Source organism: Bythopirellula superficialaquae (assembly GCF_059632245.1).
In genome coordinates this window covers 1,399,437-1,416,969 of record NZ_CP197426.1, presented here as the reverse complement: position 1 = coordinate 1,416,969, position 17,533 = coordinate 1,399,437, and the positions used below count along the sequence as shown (strand labels likewise).

At 55.2% G+C, this 17,533-nt stretch carries 14 protein-coding genes, 1 tRNA gene and 1 pseudogene; 8 read left to right on the top strand and 8 right to left on the bottom strand.

Features of this window, described 5'->3' with window-relative positions; all coding sequences use genetic code 11:
* Window positions 1–820: 820 nt before the first annotated feature.
* A pseudogene (locus SH678x_RS05845) lies at window positions 821–1,880 on the bottom strand (IS110 family RNA-guided transposase).
* A 1,518-nt stretch (window positions 1,881–3,398) separates the two neighbouring features.
* Here SH678x_RS05845 and SH678x_RS05840 point away from each other — a divergent pair.
* The 6 genes from SH678x_RS05840 to SH678x_RS05815 all read left to right on the top strand — a co-directional run bounded on the left by SH678x_RS05840 (window position 3,399) and on the right by SH678x_RS05815 (window position 8,660).
* A complete protein-coding gene (locus tag SH678x_RS05840; protein ID WP_496921949.1) occupies window positions 3,399–3,905 on the top strand; it encodes a hypothetical protein in 507 nt (168 codons plus the stop codon).
* Window positions 3,906–4,097: 192 nt separating this feature from the next.
* Window positions 4,098–4,319 (top strand): helix-turn-helix domain-containing protein, encoded by a 222-nt coding sequence (locus tag SH678x_RS05835; RefSeq protein ID WP_496921948.1) that lies wholly within the window; start codon window positions 4,098–4,100, stop codon window positions 4,317–4,319.
* Window positions 4,306–6,678 carry a YfjI family protein gene (locus tag SH678x_RS05830; RefSeq protein ID WP_496921947.1) on the top strand — a complete coding sequence of 791 codons (2,373 nt, stop codon included), beginning with the start codon at window positions 4,306–4,308 and terminating at the stop codon, window positions 6,676–6,678. The genes SH678x_RS05835 and SH678x_RS05830 overlap by 14 nt, the downstream gene beginning before the upstream one ends.
* Window positions 6,675–7,037 carry a TubC N-terminal docking domain-related protein gene (locus SH678x_RS05825; RefSeq protein WP_496921946.1) on the top strand — a complete coding sequence of 121 codons (363 nt, stop codon included), beginning with the start codon at window positions 6,675–6,677 and terminating at the stop codon, window positions 7,035–7,037. The genes SH678x_RS05830 and SH678x_RS05825 overlap by 4 nt, the downstream gene beginning before the upstream one ends.
* 14 nt (window positions 7,038–7,051) lie before the next feature.
* Window positions 7,052–7,294: a helix-turn-helix domain-containing protein gene (locus tag SH678x_RS05820; protein ID WP_496921945.1), complete on the top strand. Its 243-nt coding sequence runs from the start codon at window positions 7,052–7,054 to the stop codon at window positions 7,292–7,294.
* Window positions 7,295–7,301: 7 nt separating this feature from the next.
* On the top strand, window positions 7,302–8,660 hold the full coding sequence (locus SH678x_RS05815) for a tyrosine-type recombinase/integrase (RefSeq protein WP_496923059.1): 1,359 nt from the start codon (window positions 7,302–7,304) through the stop codon (window positions 8,658–8,660).
* Here SH678x_RS05815 and SH678x_RS05810 read toward each other — a convergent pair.
* From SH678x_RS05810 to SH678x_RS05795, 4 genes are all read right to left on the bottom strand, one after another.
* Window positions 8,623–8,695 (bottom strand) — tRNA-Glu (locus tag SH678x_RS05810). The two genes, SH678x_RS05815 and SH678x_RS05810, sit on opposite strands and share 38 nt — an antisense overlap.
* A 109-nt stretch (window positions 8,696–8,804) precedes the next feature.
* Window positions 8,805–9,731, bottom strand: a complete 927-nt coding sequence (locus SH678x_RS05805) for an ABC transporter ATP-binding protein (RefSeq protein WP_496921944.1) — start codon at window positions 9,729–9,731, stop codon at window positions 8,805–8,807.
* Between the two features lie 45 nt (window positions 9,732–9,776).
* Window positions 9,777–12,026: a DUF8726 domain-containing protein gene (locus tag SH678x_RS05800; RefSeq protein WP_496921943.1), complete on the bottom strand. Its 2,250-nt coding sequence runs from the start codon at window positions 12,024–12,026 to the stop codon at window positions 9,777–9,779.
* Window positions 12,002–12,322 carry a MazG nucleotide pyrophosphohydrolase domain-containing protein gene (locus tag SH678x_RS05795; protein ID WP_496921942.1) on the bottom strand — a complete coding sequence of 107 codons (321 nt, stop codon included), beginning with the start codon at window positions 12,320–12,322 and terminating at the stop codon, window positions 12,002–12,004. The genes SH678x_RS05800 and SH678x_RS05795 overlap by 25 nt, the downstream gene beginning before the upstream one ends.
* A 154-nt stretch (window positions 12,323–12,476) precedes the next feature.
* On the opposite strand from SH678x_RS05795, the gene SH678x_RS05790 reads away from it, so the two are divergent.
* The gene (locus SH678x_RS05790) at window positions 12,477–12,812 is read left to right on the top strand and encodes a Rieske (2Fe-2S) protein (RefSeq protein ID WP_496921941.1); all 336 of its coding nucleotides are present in this window, start codon (window positions 12,477–12,479) and stop codon (window positions 12,810–12,812) included.
* A 3-nt stretch (window positions 12,813–12,815) separates the two neighbouring features.
* Here the strand turns inward: SH678x_RS05790 and SH678x_RS05785 are convergent, their stop codons facing one another.
* From SH678x_RS05785 to SH678x_RS05775, 3 genes are all read right to left on the bottom strand, one after another.
* Window positions 12,816–13,733, bottom strand: a complete 918-nt coding sequence (locus SH678x_RS05785; RefSeq protein WP_496921940.1) for a DUF6263 family protein — start codon at window positions 13,731–13,733, stop codon at window positions 12,816–12,818.
* Window positions 13,734–13,735: 2 nt separating this feature from the next.
* Window positions 13,736–14,335 carry a transposase gene (locus tag SH678x_RS05780; protein ID WP_496921939.1) on the bottom strand — a complete coding sequence of 200 codons (600 nt, stop codon included), beginning with the start codon at window positions 14,333–14,335 and terminating at the stop codon, window positions 13,736–13,738.
* A 95-nt stretch (window positions 14,336–14,430) separates the two neighbouring features.
* Entirely contained in the window at window positions 14,431–15,849 is a 1,419-nt protein-coding gene (locus tag SH678x_RS05775; protein WP_496921938.1) for a phosphoglucose isomerase-related protein, read from the bottom strand.
* 364 nt (window positions 15,850–16,213) lie between these two features.
* On the opposite strand from SH678x_RS05775, the gene SH678x_RS05770 reads away from it, so the two are divergent.
* Window positions 16,214–17,419, top strand: a complete 1,206-nt coding sequence (locus SH678x_RS05770; RefSeq protein ID WP_496921937.1) for a 2,3-bisphosphoglycerate-independent phosphoglycerate mutase — start codon at window positions 16,214–16,216, stop codon at window positions 17,417–17,419.
* Window positions 17,420–17,533 lie beyond the last annotated feature (114 nt).

Below are 17,533 nucleotides of genomic sequence, written 5' to 3'. Positions count from 1 at the left end.
CAATTCCTGGAAAAACTGGAGATTTGTTGTAATTGCTTTCGGGGCGGGAGGTTGCAATTGCTCGCGCAGGCGATATTTCGAGTCATATCATCATTTCGTCCTCCCAAAAAAAGCACGGCCAAGCCTCTCGGCATGTAAGAAGATGAGTTTAATGCGTAGTCGGCCTTGACGGTCTATTCCAAGAAGCGCAACTATCGCCTGCGAAACGTGGCGTCGAACCCCTATTTGGCCTCGCGTGTCAGGAGAGCGTACGCTTCTCGTCCCGAATTTTTGCTGGCTTTTTTGACTCGCCTTGGTGAATCATGGTTGGAGTGGGATCCACGAAGGCGAGCCAACGCCCGGCGCTGGCGGGTGTTGGCGAGGTGACTCGGATCGAAACGGCTTTCGGACTGCGCGTGCGATTCTCAATGGCAGTTACGTCAGGCCAGACGGCGTGACGCACTCAAACCCCTATCCGACGGTCGGCCCCGGCCGCCATGAAGTCAGCCGAGACTGTGGCACAAACGGCAACCTGGCCGTCCTCGAGCGTGCCACGCCGTAGAAACACATCGTTTCCCTGAGCGCCGTCCATTCATACTTGGAGTTCATCCCACGGTTGGCGTGGGAGTCTTAGTTCGTGCTAGGCTCGGGCCAGGGGCAATCACGCCTGATCGAATCCCTCATCGTCTCGCATCGGTATTAGGCAAGTAGTGCGGGCGCCGGCGGTGGTCCAATCCGACCGAGCAGGTTCTGAGTGGGACGGTGCGAGTTGTCTCTACAGTAACGTCTCACCCGTTGTGTGACCTGAGTTCGTCCTAGCGGCTCCACCGTCGGCCCCGCGTTAGCTGGCGAAGAACTTCACCGCATCGAAGGGCTCCTTGCGCTTGAGCATCTGGTACACGGCGCGGGCGATCTTGCGGGCGAGCAGCGACATGGCCCGCGCCTTGCCATACTTCTTCTCTTTGCGTTTCAGAAATGCCTTGGCGTCTTCGCTATTGCGGAGCATCCAGAGCACGGCTTCCGAAAATGCCCACTTCAAGTGCACATTGCCGATCTTGGCGCCACCGTGTCCGGTGACCTTGCCATCGCTGGTCTGCTTCGGAGTGACCAACCTGGCATACGACAAGAAGTCTCCGACACTGGGGAAGCGGTCGATGGTGTGAATCTCGTACAGCAGCACCAAGGAAAGAATCTTGCCGATGCCGGGGATCGTTCGCAGCAGGCGGCAAACCCGAGGATCGTGGAGAGTGGCCTGTTGCACGAGGTCTTTCTCGAGTCGCGTCAGGAGCTGGTCGTAGTGGTCGACCGTTTTCAGGTCGGCCTCCACGCTGAGTCGCACACTCGGCTGCTCAAAACGATCGAGCACGTCGCGATTGCTGGCGTACTGCAGCATCTTCTCGAATGGATCGTGATTGTATTGCTGGTTAGTCAGCTGCACGTGAGCCAACAGCTCACTGCGGCGGCGCACGAGAAACATCCTGCGTCGGACCAGATCGCGAGTGGCCCGCATCTCAGGTGGGTAGACATAGCTCAGCGGGAATGTGCCACCCCGCATGAGCCGTGCGATTTTCTCGCTGTCGAGCTTGTCGTCCTTCTGCTTCCCTCCATGAATGGCCTTCATGTACAGGGCATGCCCGAGGATAAACTTGATCTTCTCCTCCAGACAGAGGTCAGCTAGCCAGTACCAAGTAAACATCGGGCACCGACCGAAGGTTGGTCGCCGCGCCAACGATCAGGTCATCGCGAAAGCCATCGATAGCCTTCAAGAATTCTTGTGGTTTGGCCCGGACGTTGCGATGTAACCGCTTATTCCCTTCCTGATCGAGAATGCACAAGTACATCCTCTTGGTGTGCAGATCCACGCCACAATAGAATCGGTGCTGCCCATTGTAAAATCTCATGATGGCCCTCCTCACGTTAGAAGGTTCAATAGCCAAAATGGAACACAGAGAAAGGCTAGCTGGGTGCAGGGGGCGGCAATGAGCCCCCGCTCGCCGACACGATGTCGGCGAAATCTCGCTAGGATGGCCCTGCGCTCCGAGCCGTGCAACTACGGTTGCAGCTCTAATACGTTTTAAGGACAAGGCAGCCTCTCATGCGAGGCCATGATGAGCATCCGTCATTTGCCGCTAAGCCGGCACGGGCGTAGCACGCCCCGACTGCAATTCGGATTCACCAGACCAGTGCCGAAAAGGTTGGATTGATGACGTAACCGGGGAAGGTTTTCCGCCCGATCTGTGTCAAGAGGCCCAGGCAGACGTTTTGCGGAACGCAATTTATTGCTTCAGAAAGGGTGTGTCAGAAGGGTCGTTCTTCGCGTCGCCCATCGGGTCCCCCTGTCAGCTTGGCACGAATTGGCAGAATACCCCTTGCTTTTCAAGGGTCTGGCGCAAATCACATGCCAAAACGCGGGAACCTAGCTGGGAAATCCGGGTTCACGGATGAAATTGAAATGTTGCCCCGGTTTACATATTCCGGCGGGCATAACCTGCATCCAATCTTCACGCTGGCAAGCGATAGCTCGACTGCTGGAAAAGCAGTTTGAAGCCCACCTCGAATCGCGGACTCCCTCTACCAAGAGCCTTGTCGCTTTGGCGGTTGAGCATGGGCGGAAACAGTCCCGGTGGTCAGGCAATTCTTGCCCACTTGAGAAGCAGGCCGGAGTAATTGCGAGGCAGTGCAACACTATGCTGATAAAGCATGTGAATTGCTTGGCTGAGGGAACTGTACAGCTAGTTCAAGCAGTCGCTACAATCTCATAACGGAATCCGAAAAGCCAAATGATTTTGGTAAAAAAGCCTCGGGGGAATGGGGGCGTATGGGCAGTGGGAACTGGCATCGGTTCGGTAAGAAGACCACTTGCGAGGATTGCCTCGCTCTAGCGATTCGGGATTTTCGTGGCAGAATCTTTCACGGCTCTCAGAACAGGCTGACTTGGACTAGCCCCCTGGGCGGTCATTCAACTGTCAAATACTTCGTTAGCTGGGGATCTACACCTGTTATTACGTTGTCTTATAGCTGCGAGGGCGACGATGTACGAATTCCAGTACGTCTGGAATCCACGCCCACACAATTCAGTGGCTCGCGATGGTGGTTCACCTGCCCATTGATCACCGACAAATCGGCTTGTGAGCGTCGCGTGGGAAAGCTTTATCTACCTCCAGGCGGGAAATATTTCGGTTGCCGGAGATGCCATTGTTTGACTTATCGAAGTTGCCAGGAAGCGCGCCGAAGGCGAGACACTCCAGCTGTATGTGAGTACGAGATACCTACAAAATGATGCTGAATTGGGTAAGATAGCCGCTCGGGACGGACTAACGGGTTGCAAACCGAAAGTCCAAGCGACTTGAGCCGGCGCGGGGAGTTTGCCTTTCACCCCACCCGGCCCAAGTCGACCCGCATTATTGAAAGGCAAAATCATGAGTCTGGAAGGGACACTGCGCGAAGTTTTTAAGCGCTGTATGGAAATTATCGATTTCCGCTATTCAAAAGTAAGTTCGGGTATTTGTCACCTTCCAGTTGCTGGTGGAACAACCGAAAAAACTGAAAAGTCTTTTCGACTTCATCACCCGACTGCTCCATACCAGATTTACCAGGAACTACGTGCGTTGGGAGAGGAGTGTTCCGAATTGAAAGATTGGATCGAGCGCCAACATGCGCCAAAGACTGGCGAGGACGTCGTCCAATTGATCTACGGGATGCTGGATCATTTCTGTGGCAAGCCCACACCCCATCGGAGAACACGTGGCCGCCCCAAGGCTGATATCCATACGAGAAAAAGAGAAGAAAATCTGGCCGTCGACTGGAAAACTGCTCGAGACGCTGGCACGAGCAAGGCAGATTTTGCCAAGGATAAAAATATGTCCCTGAATGATCTTGATGCCCTATTGGATCGCGTCGCAAAGCGACGAAGAAATCGTCTCTGAATAATTGCTTCCGAAAGCTTCGATAATAATTCGAAAGAAAAAACTTCTAGCTGCTTTCTGCGGCAATTCAGTACTCCACGCTGCAAATCTCTCCGACAAATTGTTCCGACAAATTCGGTCTGTCGGAATGTCCGTTAGTTTCACAATCTTGCGAGCCGCACTTCGCGGCACGGGCTCTTAAGGAGCGAAACTATGCTTTTTTCAATCGGCACCAAATCAGGTATTCTCTTGGTAACCGCCAAAGAGGCAGCACAAATGCTTGCCGTCTCACCTCGAAAGTTGTGGGCGATGACCTTTGAGGAAAATCCGGGATTGCCCTACGTCCGCTGTGGACGGCTGGTACGTTACTCAGTGGCTGATCTTCAAACCTGGATCGACTCACAGCGTCGAGGGGGTAACCATGACCCCCGTTGAAAGGCTGCTGTCGAAACTGCCTGACGCAAAGCAGAGTGGCGTGGGCTGGTTAGCACGCTGCCCAGCGCACGAAGACCGGCGGGCGAGCCTGTCGGTTTCAGAGGGCGATGATGGCCGGGCGCTTGTCTACTGTCATGCTAGTTGTACAGTCGAGGCAATCTGCGCTGCGGTTGGGCTGCGTTTGCTGGACCTAATGCCCACCAGCAACAATTTGCCCACATCAACGCAGCCAAAGCTAGAAGCCAACATAACCACCGGTAAGCCTCGCATCGTTGCGCAATACGATTATTGCGACGAAGCCGGCGAGCTGCTGTTCCAAGTCGTGCGTTACGAACCGAAAAACTTTCGACAACGGAGGGCCGACGGCAAGGGGGGGTGGGATTGGAGCGTTAAAGGCGCTCGCATCGTTCCTTACCGCTTGACGGAACTGTTGGCTGAGCCAACAAGGAGCGTGGTTGTCGTCGAAGGCGAGAAGGACGCTGACAACTTGGCGAGCATCGGTGCGATCGCTACGTGCAACGCAGGCGGCGCCGGGAAGTGGAAGGCCGAGCATGCAGAGTTTCTACGCGGACGCCAAGTCGTCGTACTGGCCGACAATGATGAAACGGGACGGGTCCACGCGCAGCAAGTTGCTCATTCACTTCAAGACATTGCCAAATCGGTGAAAATCGTCGAATTGCCCGGTCTGCTCCCAAAGGGTGATGTAAGCGATTGGATTGCAACCGGTGGCACAAGGTACGAATTGGAGCATTTGATCGAAGCCGCGCCTCTATGGTCACCCACGACAGTGCAATCCTGGCCAGAAATCCTGTCGCTTGACGTGTTAGACTTGCCTGAGTTTCCAACGCATGTTTTGCCCGATAGACTCCGAGAATGGGTGGAAGCCGAATCGCACGCCACCCAAACTCCCCCGGACTTGGCCGCGTTGTTGGCGCTGGCGATTTGCTCTGCTGGAATCTCGCGGCGTGTGGTGGTAGAAGCACGCCCTGGTTGGCGAGAGCCGACCAACTTATTTACAGCTGTCCTGTTAGAGCCGGGAAACCGCAAGTCGGCTGTCTTCTCTGACGCCTTGAAACCACTGCGCGAGTTGGAAGCAGAGTTGATCGAAACTGCGCGACCCGAAGTGGCCCGTGCACAATCTGAACGCAGGCAAGTTGAAACCCGACTACGGAAGTTGGAAAAAACGGCAGCCGAGAAAAGGGACGCCGAAGCAAGACACGAAGCAGGCGAACTTGCTGCCGATTTTGCCGAACAAACCGAGCCTGCATTACCTAGGCTGTTGGTTGATGATGCCACCGCCGAAAAGCTGGGCATGATGCTAGCCGAACAGGGCTGTCGCATAGCTAGTATGTCGCCCGAAGGTGGGGTTTTCGATTTAATGGCCGGATTGTATTCCAAAGGCGGCATTCCCCAATTCAGCGTTTACCTGATGGGTCATTCAGGCGATGACCTCGTTACAGATCGGGTATCGCGCAAGAGTGTTCGTGTAGAACGTCCGGCTCTCACATGCGCTTACGCGATACAACCGGTGGTTATTGAGGGACTGGCAGAGACTCCAGCCTTTCGTGGTCGAGGATTATTGGCAAGGTTTCTGTATGCTGCTCCCCTCAGCTGGATCGGTAGGCGGGAGATCGCGCCAACGCCAGTTTCCGAGGCGACAAGCAACTCTTATCGCCAAATCGTGAGAACGCTGGCAGAAGAGAAAAGCGATTTCGTGTTGCACCTGGAGAGAGACGCGATCGCTCTGTTGCGAGATTGGGAAGTCGAAATTGAAGCCATGTTAGATGACGGCGGACAATTGGAAATCATGCGAGATTGGGGTGCAAAGCTAGCGGGCGCGACTCTGAGGCTTGCGGCCGTCTTGCATTGCGTGGAGCACGGCATTTCCGGACTAATTGACGGTCGAACTATCGAGGCAGCCGTGGCCATCGCCCGCTATTTAATTCCGCACGCCGATGCCGTACTAGGCAAGATGCTGGGCAAGGAAGATAAGACGGACGACGATGCCCGCTATGTACTGAGGTGGATCGAACGCCACGAGCGCAAAGAGTTCACCAAAAGTGAAGCTCAACACCACGGTAAGCGGCGATTCCCCAAGGCCGATGACATAGACCCCGCCTTAGCTGAATTGACGCGGCGCGGGCTCATCCGGCCAAAGCGGATGGAAACCAATGGCCCCGGCCGACCTTCGTCGCCTGCCTATGAAGTGAATCCGGCGACCTTCATTAATAAGAAGCCAGAAAAGCGTTCCTGTAATTCCCACAATTCGGTCGTCGGATTGGGAGCGGACAGTTTTGGGAATAATGGGAGCGCTTTGGAACAACCAGAAATGACAAATCGCGTTCGGGTGACGATATGACCTACGTACCCATCGAATTGCTGGCGGAATGCGACACCCACGGCGTCCGGCTAACTCTGGCCGGCGACGGCGGTTTGAGCATCGACGCGCCACGAGACGCTCTAACGCCCGACCTGTTGGACCGGTTGAAAGTAAACAAAGCTGAACTGTTGGAAATACTTCAGCTCGCGAACGAAGCGACCATGCCCTCACCTTTGGCATTGAGTGACATCTCAGCGAAGCTGGCGAAACCCGTTTGCCGATGCGGTTCGACAACCTGGAGTGACATATCGATTCACGACGGGCAATCTATTCGCCGTGACTGTGCCAGTTGCCAACGCTTTATTGGTTTTCACCATTGGTACGGGAATGAATACTAGACGTAAAGAATAGTATGCGTGATAATACCGTCATGGCTAAAAAACGATCCCCGCAACTTACTGACCAATTAAGACAAGCCATCGATGATTCCGGCTTAACGCGATATCGCATTGCTAAGGAAACTGGCATCAGCGAATCGACCCTCAGCAAATTCTACCTAGGGCAGCGCGGACTTTCGATGGAAGCTTTGAATGCACTGGGCGAGTATTTACAACTAACAATTAAAATGGGCCGAACGCCCGATAAGAAGGGGTAATACAACAATGGCTAGTATCGTTAAAGAGCCGAACGGTCGTCGTAGGATTGAATTTTTACTTCCTGATCCTGACATGCCACGACAACGAATTCGATTGGGCAAAGTTAATCAGCGAACCGCGGAAGCGATTAAGACGAAATTAGAGCACCTGATCGCGGCTTCGGTATCTGGCTGCGGCTGGGATAACGACCTTTCCGAGTGGGTTGCCCGGATCGGCGATGATCTGGCAGACAAGCTGGCTCAGGTGAAATTGATCCCGCCCCGCGACAAGATTATCTCGCCGGGACTTAGGGCCTTTATCGAATCACTCCGGGATAGCCGCCCGAACCTCAAGCCGAACACTCGTCGCAATTATGATCAGACGATCCGTCGGCTGACGGCCTTCTTCGGCGATGACCGCAAGCTGGACTCGATTTCTTGCGGTGATGCCGATCAATGGAGAGACCACATGTTGCAAGACGGCTTGGCTCTGGCAACGGTTGGTCGGGAGATTAAACGGGCTCGCCAGTTTTTCCGTGTCGCGGTCCGTCGCAAGCTGATCACCGAGAATCCGTTTACGGAGGTGAACGCGCCTGCCCAGGTAAACACTTCTCGCGAGCACTTCATTACTCGTGAAGTCACCGACAAAGTCATCGCGGCCTGCCCAGATGCTGAATGGCGGTTGATCGTGGCTCTCAGCCGCTATGGTGGCCTGAGATGCCCTAGCGAGCACTTAGCCTTGCGATGGGGTGACATCGACTGGGAGAACGGTCGTATCAATCTGCCGAGCCCCAAAACAGAACACCTTCCCGGGGGGGCCTATCGGGCTGTGCCAATTTTCACTGAACTCCGCCCATATCTGGAAGAAGTTTTTGAGCAAGCAGAACCCGGCACGACTTACGTTATCAATTGTTACCGTGGCAACAACCTCAATCTGCGAACGCAATTTCAGCGGATTCTCCGCAGGGCAGGGGTTCAGCCCTGGGAGCGGCTGTTTCACAATCTCCGGGCGAGCCGGGAAACCGAACTCACCGAGGAATTCCCCTTGCACGTGGTCTGCTCATGGATCGGCAATTCGGCCGTGATCGCTGCCAAGCACTACCTGCAAGTGACCGATGCCCACTTCGACAAGGCCGCGGCCACGGGGCATCCAGGTGGCTCACAGCAAGCCTCACAGAAAAGCGGCGCAAAATGCGGCGCACAAAATGGGAAATCTAGGGCGCAAAAAGAGGCGCAGCACCCGGTCGCAAGAAGTCGCATCGTATCGACAAAGATAAGAAATGGCGGGAAAAACAGGGCGCAAATGCAAAGTGGTGCGACGCCTTGCGGCGCCGCACGACTGGCGCAAATACCCCGTACGGGAGTCGAACCCGTGTTACCGCCGTGAGAGGGCGGCGTCCTGGGCCACTAGACGAACGGGGCGAACGAATGATCGAATGCCGATGGGCCAAGAAACTCTTCGAACTCTTAAGTATCGAGATTTTTGCCCCCCAGACAAGGGGCGGAAATCTCCGGCTAACGCCAAATTGGCTTAGGAGGTGATCCCCTTGGTGAGCGTCATGAACGCGGTTTCCAAGTTGATTTCCTCTTCGGTGAGCTTCGTGAGGGAATGGCCATTGTCGAGCAACAACCGCGCTAGTTGGCTCACGTCGTGATCGCCGGAAACAAGCGTCACACGCAAGTCATGTTTATCGACTTCCACCGATTCAACCATCGGATGCTCTTCCAGGACCTTGGCCGCGGCTTCGCGGTTGGTGGCGACATCGATCTTAAGCACCGTCTGTTGGCGAACTTGCTTCATCACGTCGTCGACGTCGGCGTTCACGATCAGCTCACCACGTTCGATAATGCCGATCTTGTTACAAATGTCGGCGAGTTCTGGCAGGATGTGGCTGGAGACCATAATCGTCTTACCCATGCTGCGTAGCTCTTTGAGTAAACCACGAATCTCGATACGGGCTCGGGGATCCAAACCGCTCGCGGGCTCATCGAGCAACAAAACTTGTGGATCGTGCAGCAACACTCGAGCCAGTCCCAGTCGCTGCGTCATACCGCGCGACAGACTGGTGACTAACTCATTGCGTTTGTAACCCAGATCAACAAGGTCAAGCACGTCGTTGCAAATCTTGCGGCGTTCGGGACCTTTAATCCGATAAGCGGCTGCGAAGAATTCCAAATATTCGATCACTTGCATGTTGTCGTACACACCGAAGAAGTCGGGCATGTAGCCAATGATGCGGCGGATTTCCTTGGGCTTCGTGTAAATCGAATAGCCGCCGACGTAAGCCTCGCCCCAGGTGGGATTCAATAGCGTTGCCAGAATCCGCATGGTTGTGGTCTTGCCCGCGCCGTTGGGGCCGATAAAGCCAAACACGTCGCCCCGGTCGAGCTTCAGTTCGATCTTGTTGATGGCAAACAATTCGCCATATTTCTTCGTGAGGTCATGGACTTCAATCACGGCATTTGATCCTGAACGAAACAGGGTGTTGCGACACCATTAAGTTTATTGTTCTACGAGCGGGCCAACAGGCACGACGAATCGATAAAACGTCCAATTCCGATTGTTTTCCTGTTCTTGCGCACCGCTGAGCGGCTTATCTCCATCCTGCCATTGGCTGCCAGGAGTTTGCACTTTCGCCAGCACGATCGCGAGATTCGGCTGTTCGAGCAGATGACTCATATCCAAAAACGATTGATAACGGCTTAACATGCCCGCATATCGCTGACCATTCACCGCATCGAAAAACATAATTGTTTTGGCCAACCGGGTGATATCGGCGTTCGCCAGCCGGAACGGGACCGTGCCATCGTCGGCTGTGTCAGTAATGGTGGTTTCTCCGGCCGTCGCATTGGTGAGCAAAGTCCGCACGGTACGTGGCTGGCTGGCGTCGGCCATATTGACCGCCGATCCCGCGGCAATCGAACCCAAGTTCCAGGCCCACTGCCCGTAAAGCAAAACGCAATCATTGAGAGCAAGATCAGCGGAGTTGACGATTTGTCCCAACAGCAACTGCTCGTCGGTCCGATTGAGTGTTGCTTCCACGGGGCCGGTAACTTCGGAAGACCAGCGCGAAGTGATAGTCTTGGTCGACCACAATTGCACGGGCACGCCGAGCATTTCATCGAGCGCCGGATTAAAAGCGTAACCGCGATCAAACAGGCCCGTCTGTGCGCTCGTGTTCTGCATTCCGCCTAAGGCGTATCCTGGTTGGCCAAGCCACGCCACAATTTCTTGGCTGTCATCAAGTTTTTGGTTCTTAAGAAATGCAGGTGCGAGCGACAAATCAAACTCATCCACACGCGGTGTGAAGAAATGCGTCCAAACCGTGCCGCGTGTAAAACCAGTCGTCGTATCGACGTCGACGAATTCCACTTGGTTGACCCGCAGCTGATCACCCTTCTGCCAATTCGCATACCAATAGGCTAAGGCGGATACCGCCACGACCATAATGGGAAAACTGATCCAAGTGATTTCGGGCCGCTTGAAAATCTTGTTGACCAAAAAATAATCGCCCGGGCCGATCAGCAAGATGTATCCGATGACTAGCAATGCCACGAGCGCGAACGGCACGGGATCGACACCCACAAACGAGTCGTCGAGCGTTGTGCGAACTTGGGTTATCAGATCGTCGCTGTTTACGACCGTTGCACCAGCGTTGGGCTGTTGCGAATTCGACTCGGTCGCGAGATCAAGAGCTTTCGCCAAAAAGCTTTTGCGACCGGGCCAACCCACCAGCGGTGGTCGATCAAAATCCAAACCCACAAAGGTGAGCTCACCAAACCCGAGATACGAACGAATCACTAGCGGCACATCGGTTTGACCGCGTTTGGCGCTCGCGAGCACCTTACCGCGTATTTCGCTGAACATCGGCACGCGGAAATCAACGCGCCGCGTCGGAGTGATCGATTCCTCCGCACCACTAAAGGCTTCTATCGGCTGCGATTGTTCAAGAACGACGGTCTCGGTGAATTGGCCGGGTAATAATGAGGCAAGTGCGCCTCCCTCGACAAGCAACTCGTCGGCCTGCGAACCGCAGAAGATCACCAGCTTGCCGCCCCGTTCGACCCATTGCCGTAAGGCTTCGACTCGCGCCGGGTTCTGGGTGAAAGGACGATACAAATCGGGCCGCGAGGTCGTCAGCACGACCATATCAACCCCTTCATAACCATACCATTCCGTCGGCAGATCGATGGCACTATCAACGCGGGCAACGCGAGTCTGCGCGAGCTCATCTTGATTTTCGCTAACTGTCAGATCGGCCAAACCAAGCGGCGGACCAAACTCGACATAGAGCAAGTTCGTGGCAGGAAGCCCCGTCGGCAAAGCACCTTCGCTGGCAGCCGCGGCTGCGCGAAATGTGCGATCGACGACGACTTCGCCTTCGCTATCGATAAACTTAGCCGTCAACGCGCTGTAGTTTTGACCAACGCGGACAAACAGGCGGACAGTCGATTCCTTACCCGGCTCGAGAGCCACGGGACGATTCTGAGGACTCATCACCGTGGTTGGCACACCATCGCCATCAGGAACCGTCACGGTCACCATGCCGACAACTGGTTTTGGCCCGCCCATCAGTTCCACTTCCACGGGGGTCCAGCAACCAAGCTTGTAATTTTCGGCGAAACCGATTTGCACGCCGGTGATCGCCGCATCCTGCGCGTGGGCTTCGTTGAGCGCGCTCGACGCCAGCACAACTCCCAGCAATAGAATATGACGCAGAGAAAAATTCACGGCTTCTCCGCGTCGTCGCATGTGCAAACCAACAGGCCGCAGCCGGGGCAGCCGGAGCCATACTTTTCGACCACTGCGGCGGTGAGATCGATTTCCGCCACGTTGGCAATCGTCGTCAGCCAGGCCAGCACATCCGCAAACTCAGCAGCTTGTTCGGCGTGAGTTCCTTCACGCAACGCTGCGGCCAATTCGCCGACTTCTTCCATCAACCACATGAACGTGCCATCCACGCCCCGCGCCACGTCTTTCTCGTGATACATTCCGCGAATGAGTTGCTGAAAGTCACGAAACGAGATGTTGGGCGTAGAATTGGACATGATGGAGTCGAATCGAGTCAAGCGGCGTAAAACATTAAGATAGTCAGCAAATCGGCTTTCAACCAGACACATATTCACTGCGGGCTAGGACGGCATAAGTTTCAACGATATTCTGGATGTTTCGCCCAAGAAACTTCTTCGAGATTCCCCCGACATGTCCGAATTCGTTACCGTTGCCAAAGTGGGAGCTATTCCGGAAGGGCAGGGGGGGACCTTTGCCATCGGCAAGCAATTGGTCGCGGTCTTCAACCGCGGGGGCGAGTATCACGCCATCGACGATCTCTGCCCGCACATGGGAGCTTCGCTGGGAGCGGGTCAACTCCAGGAAGATGGATCGGTCATTTGCCCGTGGCATGCCTGGTGCTTCGATGTTTGCGACGGCACTTGGCGAGACAATCCTCGGCTGAAGATTCCATCCTATCCCACGCGAGTCGTGGGTGATGAAATCCAAGTCCAGCTTGTCGATCGGAACAAGAAACCTGCCGAGTGAGATTTACTGCGAATCATCCGCCACGCGACGGAACTCAATCGAATGCTCCAGCTTCATGCTGCCTTCCGCGCTGTTGGGATGGTCGAACTTGGCTTCGTACGTAAGCGTGGAATTCTCGGGGCGACCATTCTCCACATCGAACACCATCGTGCCGGTTGAACTTTGATCCACCAGCTTCAACCGTTCAACGCCTTCTGCTTCAGCGATGTTGATCGACATCATCTGCTCGATCGTCACTTGCGCGGGATTGATGGGATTTCGCAAAACGTAAGCAAACTCGGCTTTGATCTGACCCAAGACCGGAAACGTGATTTCACGACTCTCCAACCAGCGCGCACCGGTTGCAATGTCGCCCTCGGGCAACAACACCGGCGCGCCAAGGAGTGTGAGTGTTTCGAAACTTTTGAGCCCGCCATCTTGCGCAAATTTCTTGCCTCCCGGCACCGACTTCACGGCTTCGCTCAGCTCATCGATGATTTTGACATCACTGACTGCACCACGCGGCGACAGCGTCAGCGTGACCGGCGAAGCAGTCAGCCGCTTGCCGATGGGCAGCAGCATCGCCGCGTATCCTTGCGGCTCCTCGGTGGAATCGCTGTCGTAGCGAACTTCCTGTCCGTCGGGTCCTTCGGCCAGAAAGGAAAACGCCGAGACTTGCAGCGAAATTTGCGCGCTGCCGTCGTCGTTCACTTCCAGCACTTTCCAAGTCAATTCAAGCTCTTGCTCAACGGCCGCGAACTGCTTGACGTCGTCCTCGGGACCAGCCGACAACTTGGCCGATTGCAAAACGCGATAATTCTGTTCTTCGCCGGGCGTAAATTTCCAAGCGAGCGTCACGGCCTGTGCCGATGCTGAAATCGCCATCAACAGCGAAACCGCAAGCGATACTCTTACGACAAATAACGAAATACCTTGATACACGCTTATTTCTCCGCTTGCGGTTTCGCGATCTTCGCCTGCCCCGGCAACCATCCATCATATTCTTTCACGAATGGCCAGCGTTGCCTGGGACGACGTAATTTTAGGGGATTAGTTTCTGCATAGCGGATTGTACGTCGAATGTCATCTTGTGTATTGAAGAATACTTTCCAACCTGGACCACCCCACACGGGGTGCAAAGTATATTCGTTTCGGATTGCCAAACGACTTGCACCTTGAAGGCGAGATATCATCTCCTCCGCTTTGTCTCGATGCTTACGAATCAACACATGCACATGATCAGGCATGACTGCGCAAGCATAACATGTGTATTCGCGGCGTTTTATGACTTCGTGGAAACTTTGCGATACGAGCTTAACTTGGCTTTCGTTTAAGCTCAGCAGTTCGTGCTTCAAAATGCCACAAGCAGCATCGTAAAACTCTCGGATCACGCTGCCTGCCGGTTGAATTCGTTTCCTTCCATAGTGCAATTCTCCGAGCGGAGCAATTTGCGCACATCGTATCTCTTGCGACGTACTACCACGCGGATCATTGGGAAGCCAATGACCATAGGCCGTCCAGATTAAATGATACGCGGCAACCATGATTTCGCTTCCTCGCCGCGAAACCGCAAGCGATGAACTTTGCTTATTGCTGGGTACCTTCCACAAATGACAACCATATCGCTTGCGGTTTCGCGCTATTTGCCCCGCAGGATTGCGTTCATATTCTTCTTGTACGCTTCCACGCCGGGCTGGCCGTAGGGATTGATGCCGATCATGCGGCCTTCGACGACTGTCGCCAGCATGAACATCTGAAACACCTGTCCCATCACAAATTCGTCGATCTCAGGCAAGTGCAGCGCCGTGGTGGGCCGATTATCTTCGCGGTAGGCTTGGTTCGTGCCTTGAGTGGCCGCCGAGAGAATTTCGGGGAGCGTCTTGTCTGCCAGTTCGTTGAGGCCGTCTTGGTTAAGCTCGCTCTCGCCGATGGCGACCGGCTTAGTCTTCAATTTCTCAACGATCACGTTGGTGATCAGTTTGTCGCGTTTGCCTTCCTGATGTTGCTGACCGCGGGAATGCAGATCGCGCGTGTTCACGACCGTAAGCGGCATCGCGCCCCGTTCGTGCTTGCCGAGACTTTCGGAAAGCAGTTGGTCGTACCACAGGCCCAACGCTTCAAGCCGCTTGCCCCAGGTCGACATCAAACGAATATCGCAGCCGCGCTCCACCTCCATCAAATGGCAGATGCCCATGTAATCGAGCGTGACATTCTCGCCCACGGCGGCGGTGGCGAATTGTTCGTTCATCGCCTTGGCACCTTCGAGGAGTTTCACAATATCGAGCCCCATGATCGCGGCTGGCAACAAACCGACCGCCGACAGCACCGAGAAGCGTCCTCCCACGCCATCAGGAACGGGGAACATCTCGCGGCAGCCAATCGCGGTTGCCAGGTCAAACAACTTGCCATTCGTACCCGTTACAGGAACGACCAACTCAGCGAGTTGTGCCCGATTGCTGCCCAACGAGTCCGCCAGTCTTTTCAGTAAGATCCGAAACGCTGCCGCCGTTTCCAACGTGCCGCCGCTTTTGCTGATGACCACGATCCCCCAACGCTCCGCGACATTGCCCGGCGACACCACGTCGGGCAGCACGTCGAACAATCCACTGAGGGCATCGTTATCGACGTTGTTCCCTTCAAAGCTAATCCGCGGACGATTTCCCCGGGCTTCGCGCGATAGTTCGTTGTAGTAGGGATGGCAGCAGGCTTCGAGCAACGCCCGCGCCCCCATGTACGAACCTCCGATCCCCAACAGGACCGCGCGGTCGATCACCGCCGCCACCCGGTTGGCCGTGGCGATGATGCGGCCCACTTCGCTCTCGGGGCCTTTCGCTTCGTACTCGGCCAGCAACCGATCGGGCATATGATGGAAGCCCGCATCGAGTGGCTGCTTATCCATCGGAACCGCACCGCCGTCGGCCCACAGCTTGGCATCGGCGAGCACTTCATCCCGTGCCGCCAACAGCTTCGGCGCAATCTTCCCCAACGCATCGCGGGACAATCCATGTTCGGGAAGATACACACCACTGGGATCGTAAGTAATCGTGACAGCAGCCATCACAGGGTCCTTTCCAAGAAATCAAGCAGGGCAGGGCGGGAACCGACGATTCTAACCGCACTAACTGAAATCGTCATATCCCCGGCTAGGGAGATAGCAGTCAAATTTTTTTACCACCAAGGCACGAAGGACACTAAGGCGACTTTTTCATTGTGAATCACAAGCAGATTGTACATTTATATTGGGATTGGCTTTTCATAAAAGTTCGTCTGCTTTGTGTTCTTTGTGTCTTAGTGGTTACAAAGTCTGGATTTAGGAGTCTCACAAAACTTGCAGCCCTTGCCATATCGCCCTGGATCGTGACGATAGTATGGGTCGATTTTCGTCTTTCAACATAACCTCCAACTGCTTGCCACTCACCGCCATGGATATGCACGAACTGACCCGCCAACTGCACATCAAAAACAACACTAAAATCGTGATGCTCGTCGCCGACGGACTCGGCGGCTTGCCTCAACATCCCGGCGGACTCACGGAACTCGAAACCGCCAAGACTCCCAATCTCGATGCTTTGGCGAAACAGGGAATTCTCGGCAGCAGCATCCCCGTAAAGCCCGGCATCAGCCCCGGCAGCGGTCCCGGCCATTTGGGTTTGTTTGGTTACGATCCGTTGCAATATCTCATCGGCCGCGGCGCGCTCGAAGCCACGGGCATTGGTTTCAAGTTGCAGGAAGGCGACGTTGCCATCCGCGCCAACTTTTGCACGATCGATGCCAATGGCAATATTTCCGACCGCCGCGCGGGCCGCATCGCCAGCGAAGAATCCGCACCGCTCGCCATCAGGCTTCGGCAGGTTTCCATCGCGGGAGTCGAAGTCTTCGTCGAACCCGTCAAGGAGCATCGTTTCGTGGTCGTGTTCCGTGGACCGGGTCTCGGCGGTAATCTCGCCGATACCGATCCGCAAATGATTGGCGTACCTCCGCTCGAACCACGGGCCACGAATCTCGACAGCGAAAAGACCGCGCAAGTCGCCGCTGAGTTTATCAAACAAGCCAAGGAACTTTTGGCGGGGGAACTCAAAGCCAATTGCTGCACGCTCCGTGGTGTCTCCTCCAAACCCAGCCTGCCCAGTTACGATGAAGTCTACGGCTTGCGCGCCGGTGCGATCGCCGTGTATCCGATGTACAAGGGCCTCGCGCGGCTCGTGGGCATGGATATCCTCGGCGATGCCCAAACGCTCGACGAGCAGATGGCCGTGCTCGAAGAGAATTGGGCGAAGTACGATTTCTTCTTCATTCATTTCAAATACACCGACAGCACCGGCGAGGACGGCAACTTCGACGCGAAGGTGAGACGCACCGAAGAAGTCGACGCCTGCGTGCCGCGGATCATGGCTCTCAAGCCCGACGTGTTCATCTGCACGGGCGACCACAGCACGCCGAGCATGCTCGCGAGCCACAGTTGGCATGCCGTGCCGACGCTGCTCGTGGCACCCAACTGCCGCACCGACGGTTGCGAGAAATTCGGCGAAGCGGAATGCCTCAAAGGCGGCCTCGGCCAGTTCGAAGCGAAGTACCTGATGGTGCTCGCACTCGCGAACGCCGGTCGGCTGAACAAGTTTGGAGCGTAAGCTCTTCTTATCCCCCTCCCGCTGTACTCAGTGGGAGGGGCTAGGGGAGGGTTTTTCTGGAACGAGCAGAGAATTGTCTTTCCGTCTGGGATCGACCACAAGCAATCTCTTCAG

Bases quoted from the DNA above. Each gene is read 5' to 3' on its own strand.
- SH678x_RS05840 (WP_496921949.1), top strand. From the start codon at position 3,399: ATGAGTCTGGAAGGGACACTGCGCGAAGTTTTTAAGCGCTGTATGGAA.
- SH678x_RS05835 (WP_496921948.1), top strand. From the start codon at position 4,098: ATGCTTTTTTCAATCGGCACCAAATCAGGTATTCTCTTGGTAACCGCC.
- SH678x_RS05830 (WP_496921947.1), top strand. From the start codon at position 4,306: ATGACCCCCGTTGAAAGGCTGCTGTCGAAACTGCCTGACGCAAAGCAG.
- SH678x_RS05825 (WP_496921946.1), top strand. From the start codon at position 6,675: ATGACCTACGTACCCATCGAATTGCTGGCGGAATGCGACACCCACGGC.
- SH678x_RS05820 (WP_496921945.1), top strand. From the start codon at position 7,052: ATGCGTGATAATACCGTCATGGCTAAAAAACGATCCCCGCAACTTACT.
- SH678x_RS05815 (WP_496923059.1), top strand. From the start codon at position 7,302: ATGGCTAGTATCGTTAAAGAGCCGAACGGTCGTCGTAGGATTGAATTT.
- SH678x_RS05800 (WP_496921943.1), bottom strand. From the start codon at position 12,026: ATGCGACGACGCGGAGAAGCCGTGAATTTTTCTCTGCGTCATATTCTA.
- SH678x_RS05795 (WP_496921942.1), bottom strand. From the start codon at position 12,322: ATGTCCAATTCTACGCCCAACATCTCGTTTCGTGACTTTCAGCAACTC.
- SH678x_RS05790 (WP_496921941.1), top strand. From the start codon at position 12,477: ATGTCCGAATTCGTTACCGTTGCCAAAGTGGGAGCTATTCCGGAAGGG.
- SH678x_RS05780 (WP_496921939.1), bottom strand. From the start codon at position 14,335: ATGGTTGCCGCGTATCATTTAATCTGGACGGCCTATGGTCATTGGCTT.
- SH678x_RS05775 (WP_496921938.1), bottom strand. From the start codon at position 15,849: ATGGCTGCTGTCACGATTACTTACGATCCCAGTGGTGTGTATCTTCCC.
- SH678x_RS05770 (WP_496921937.1), top strand. From the start codon at position 16,214: ATGGATATGCACGAACTGACCCGCCAACTGCACATCAAAAACAACACT.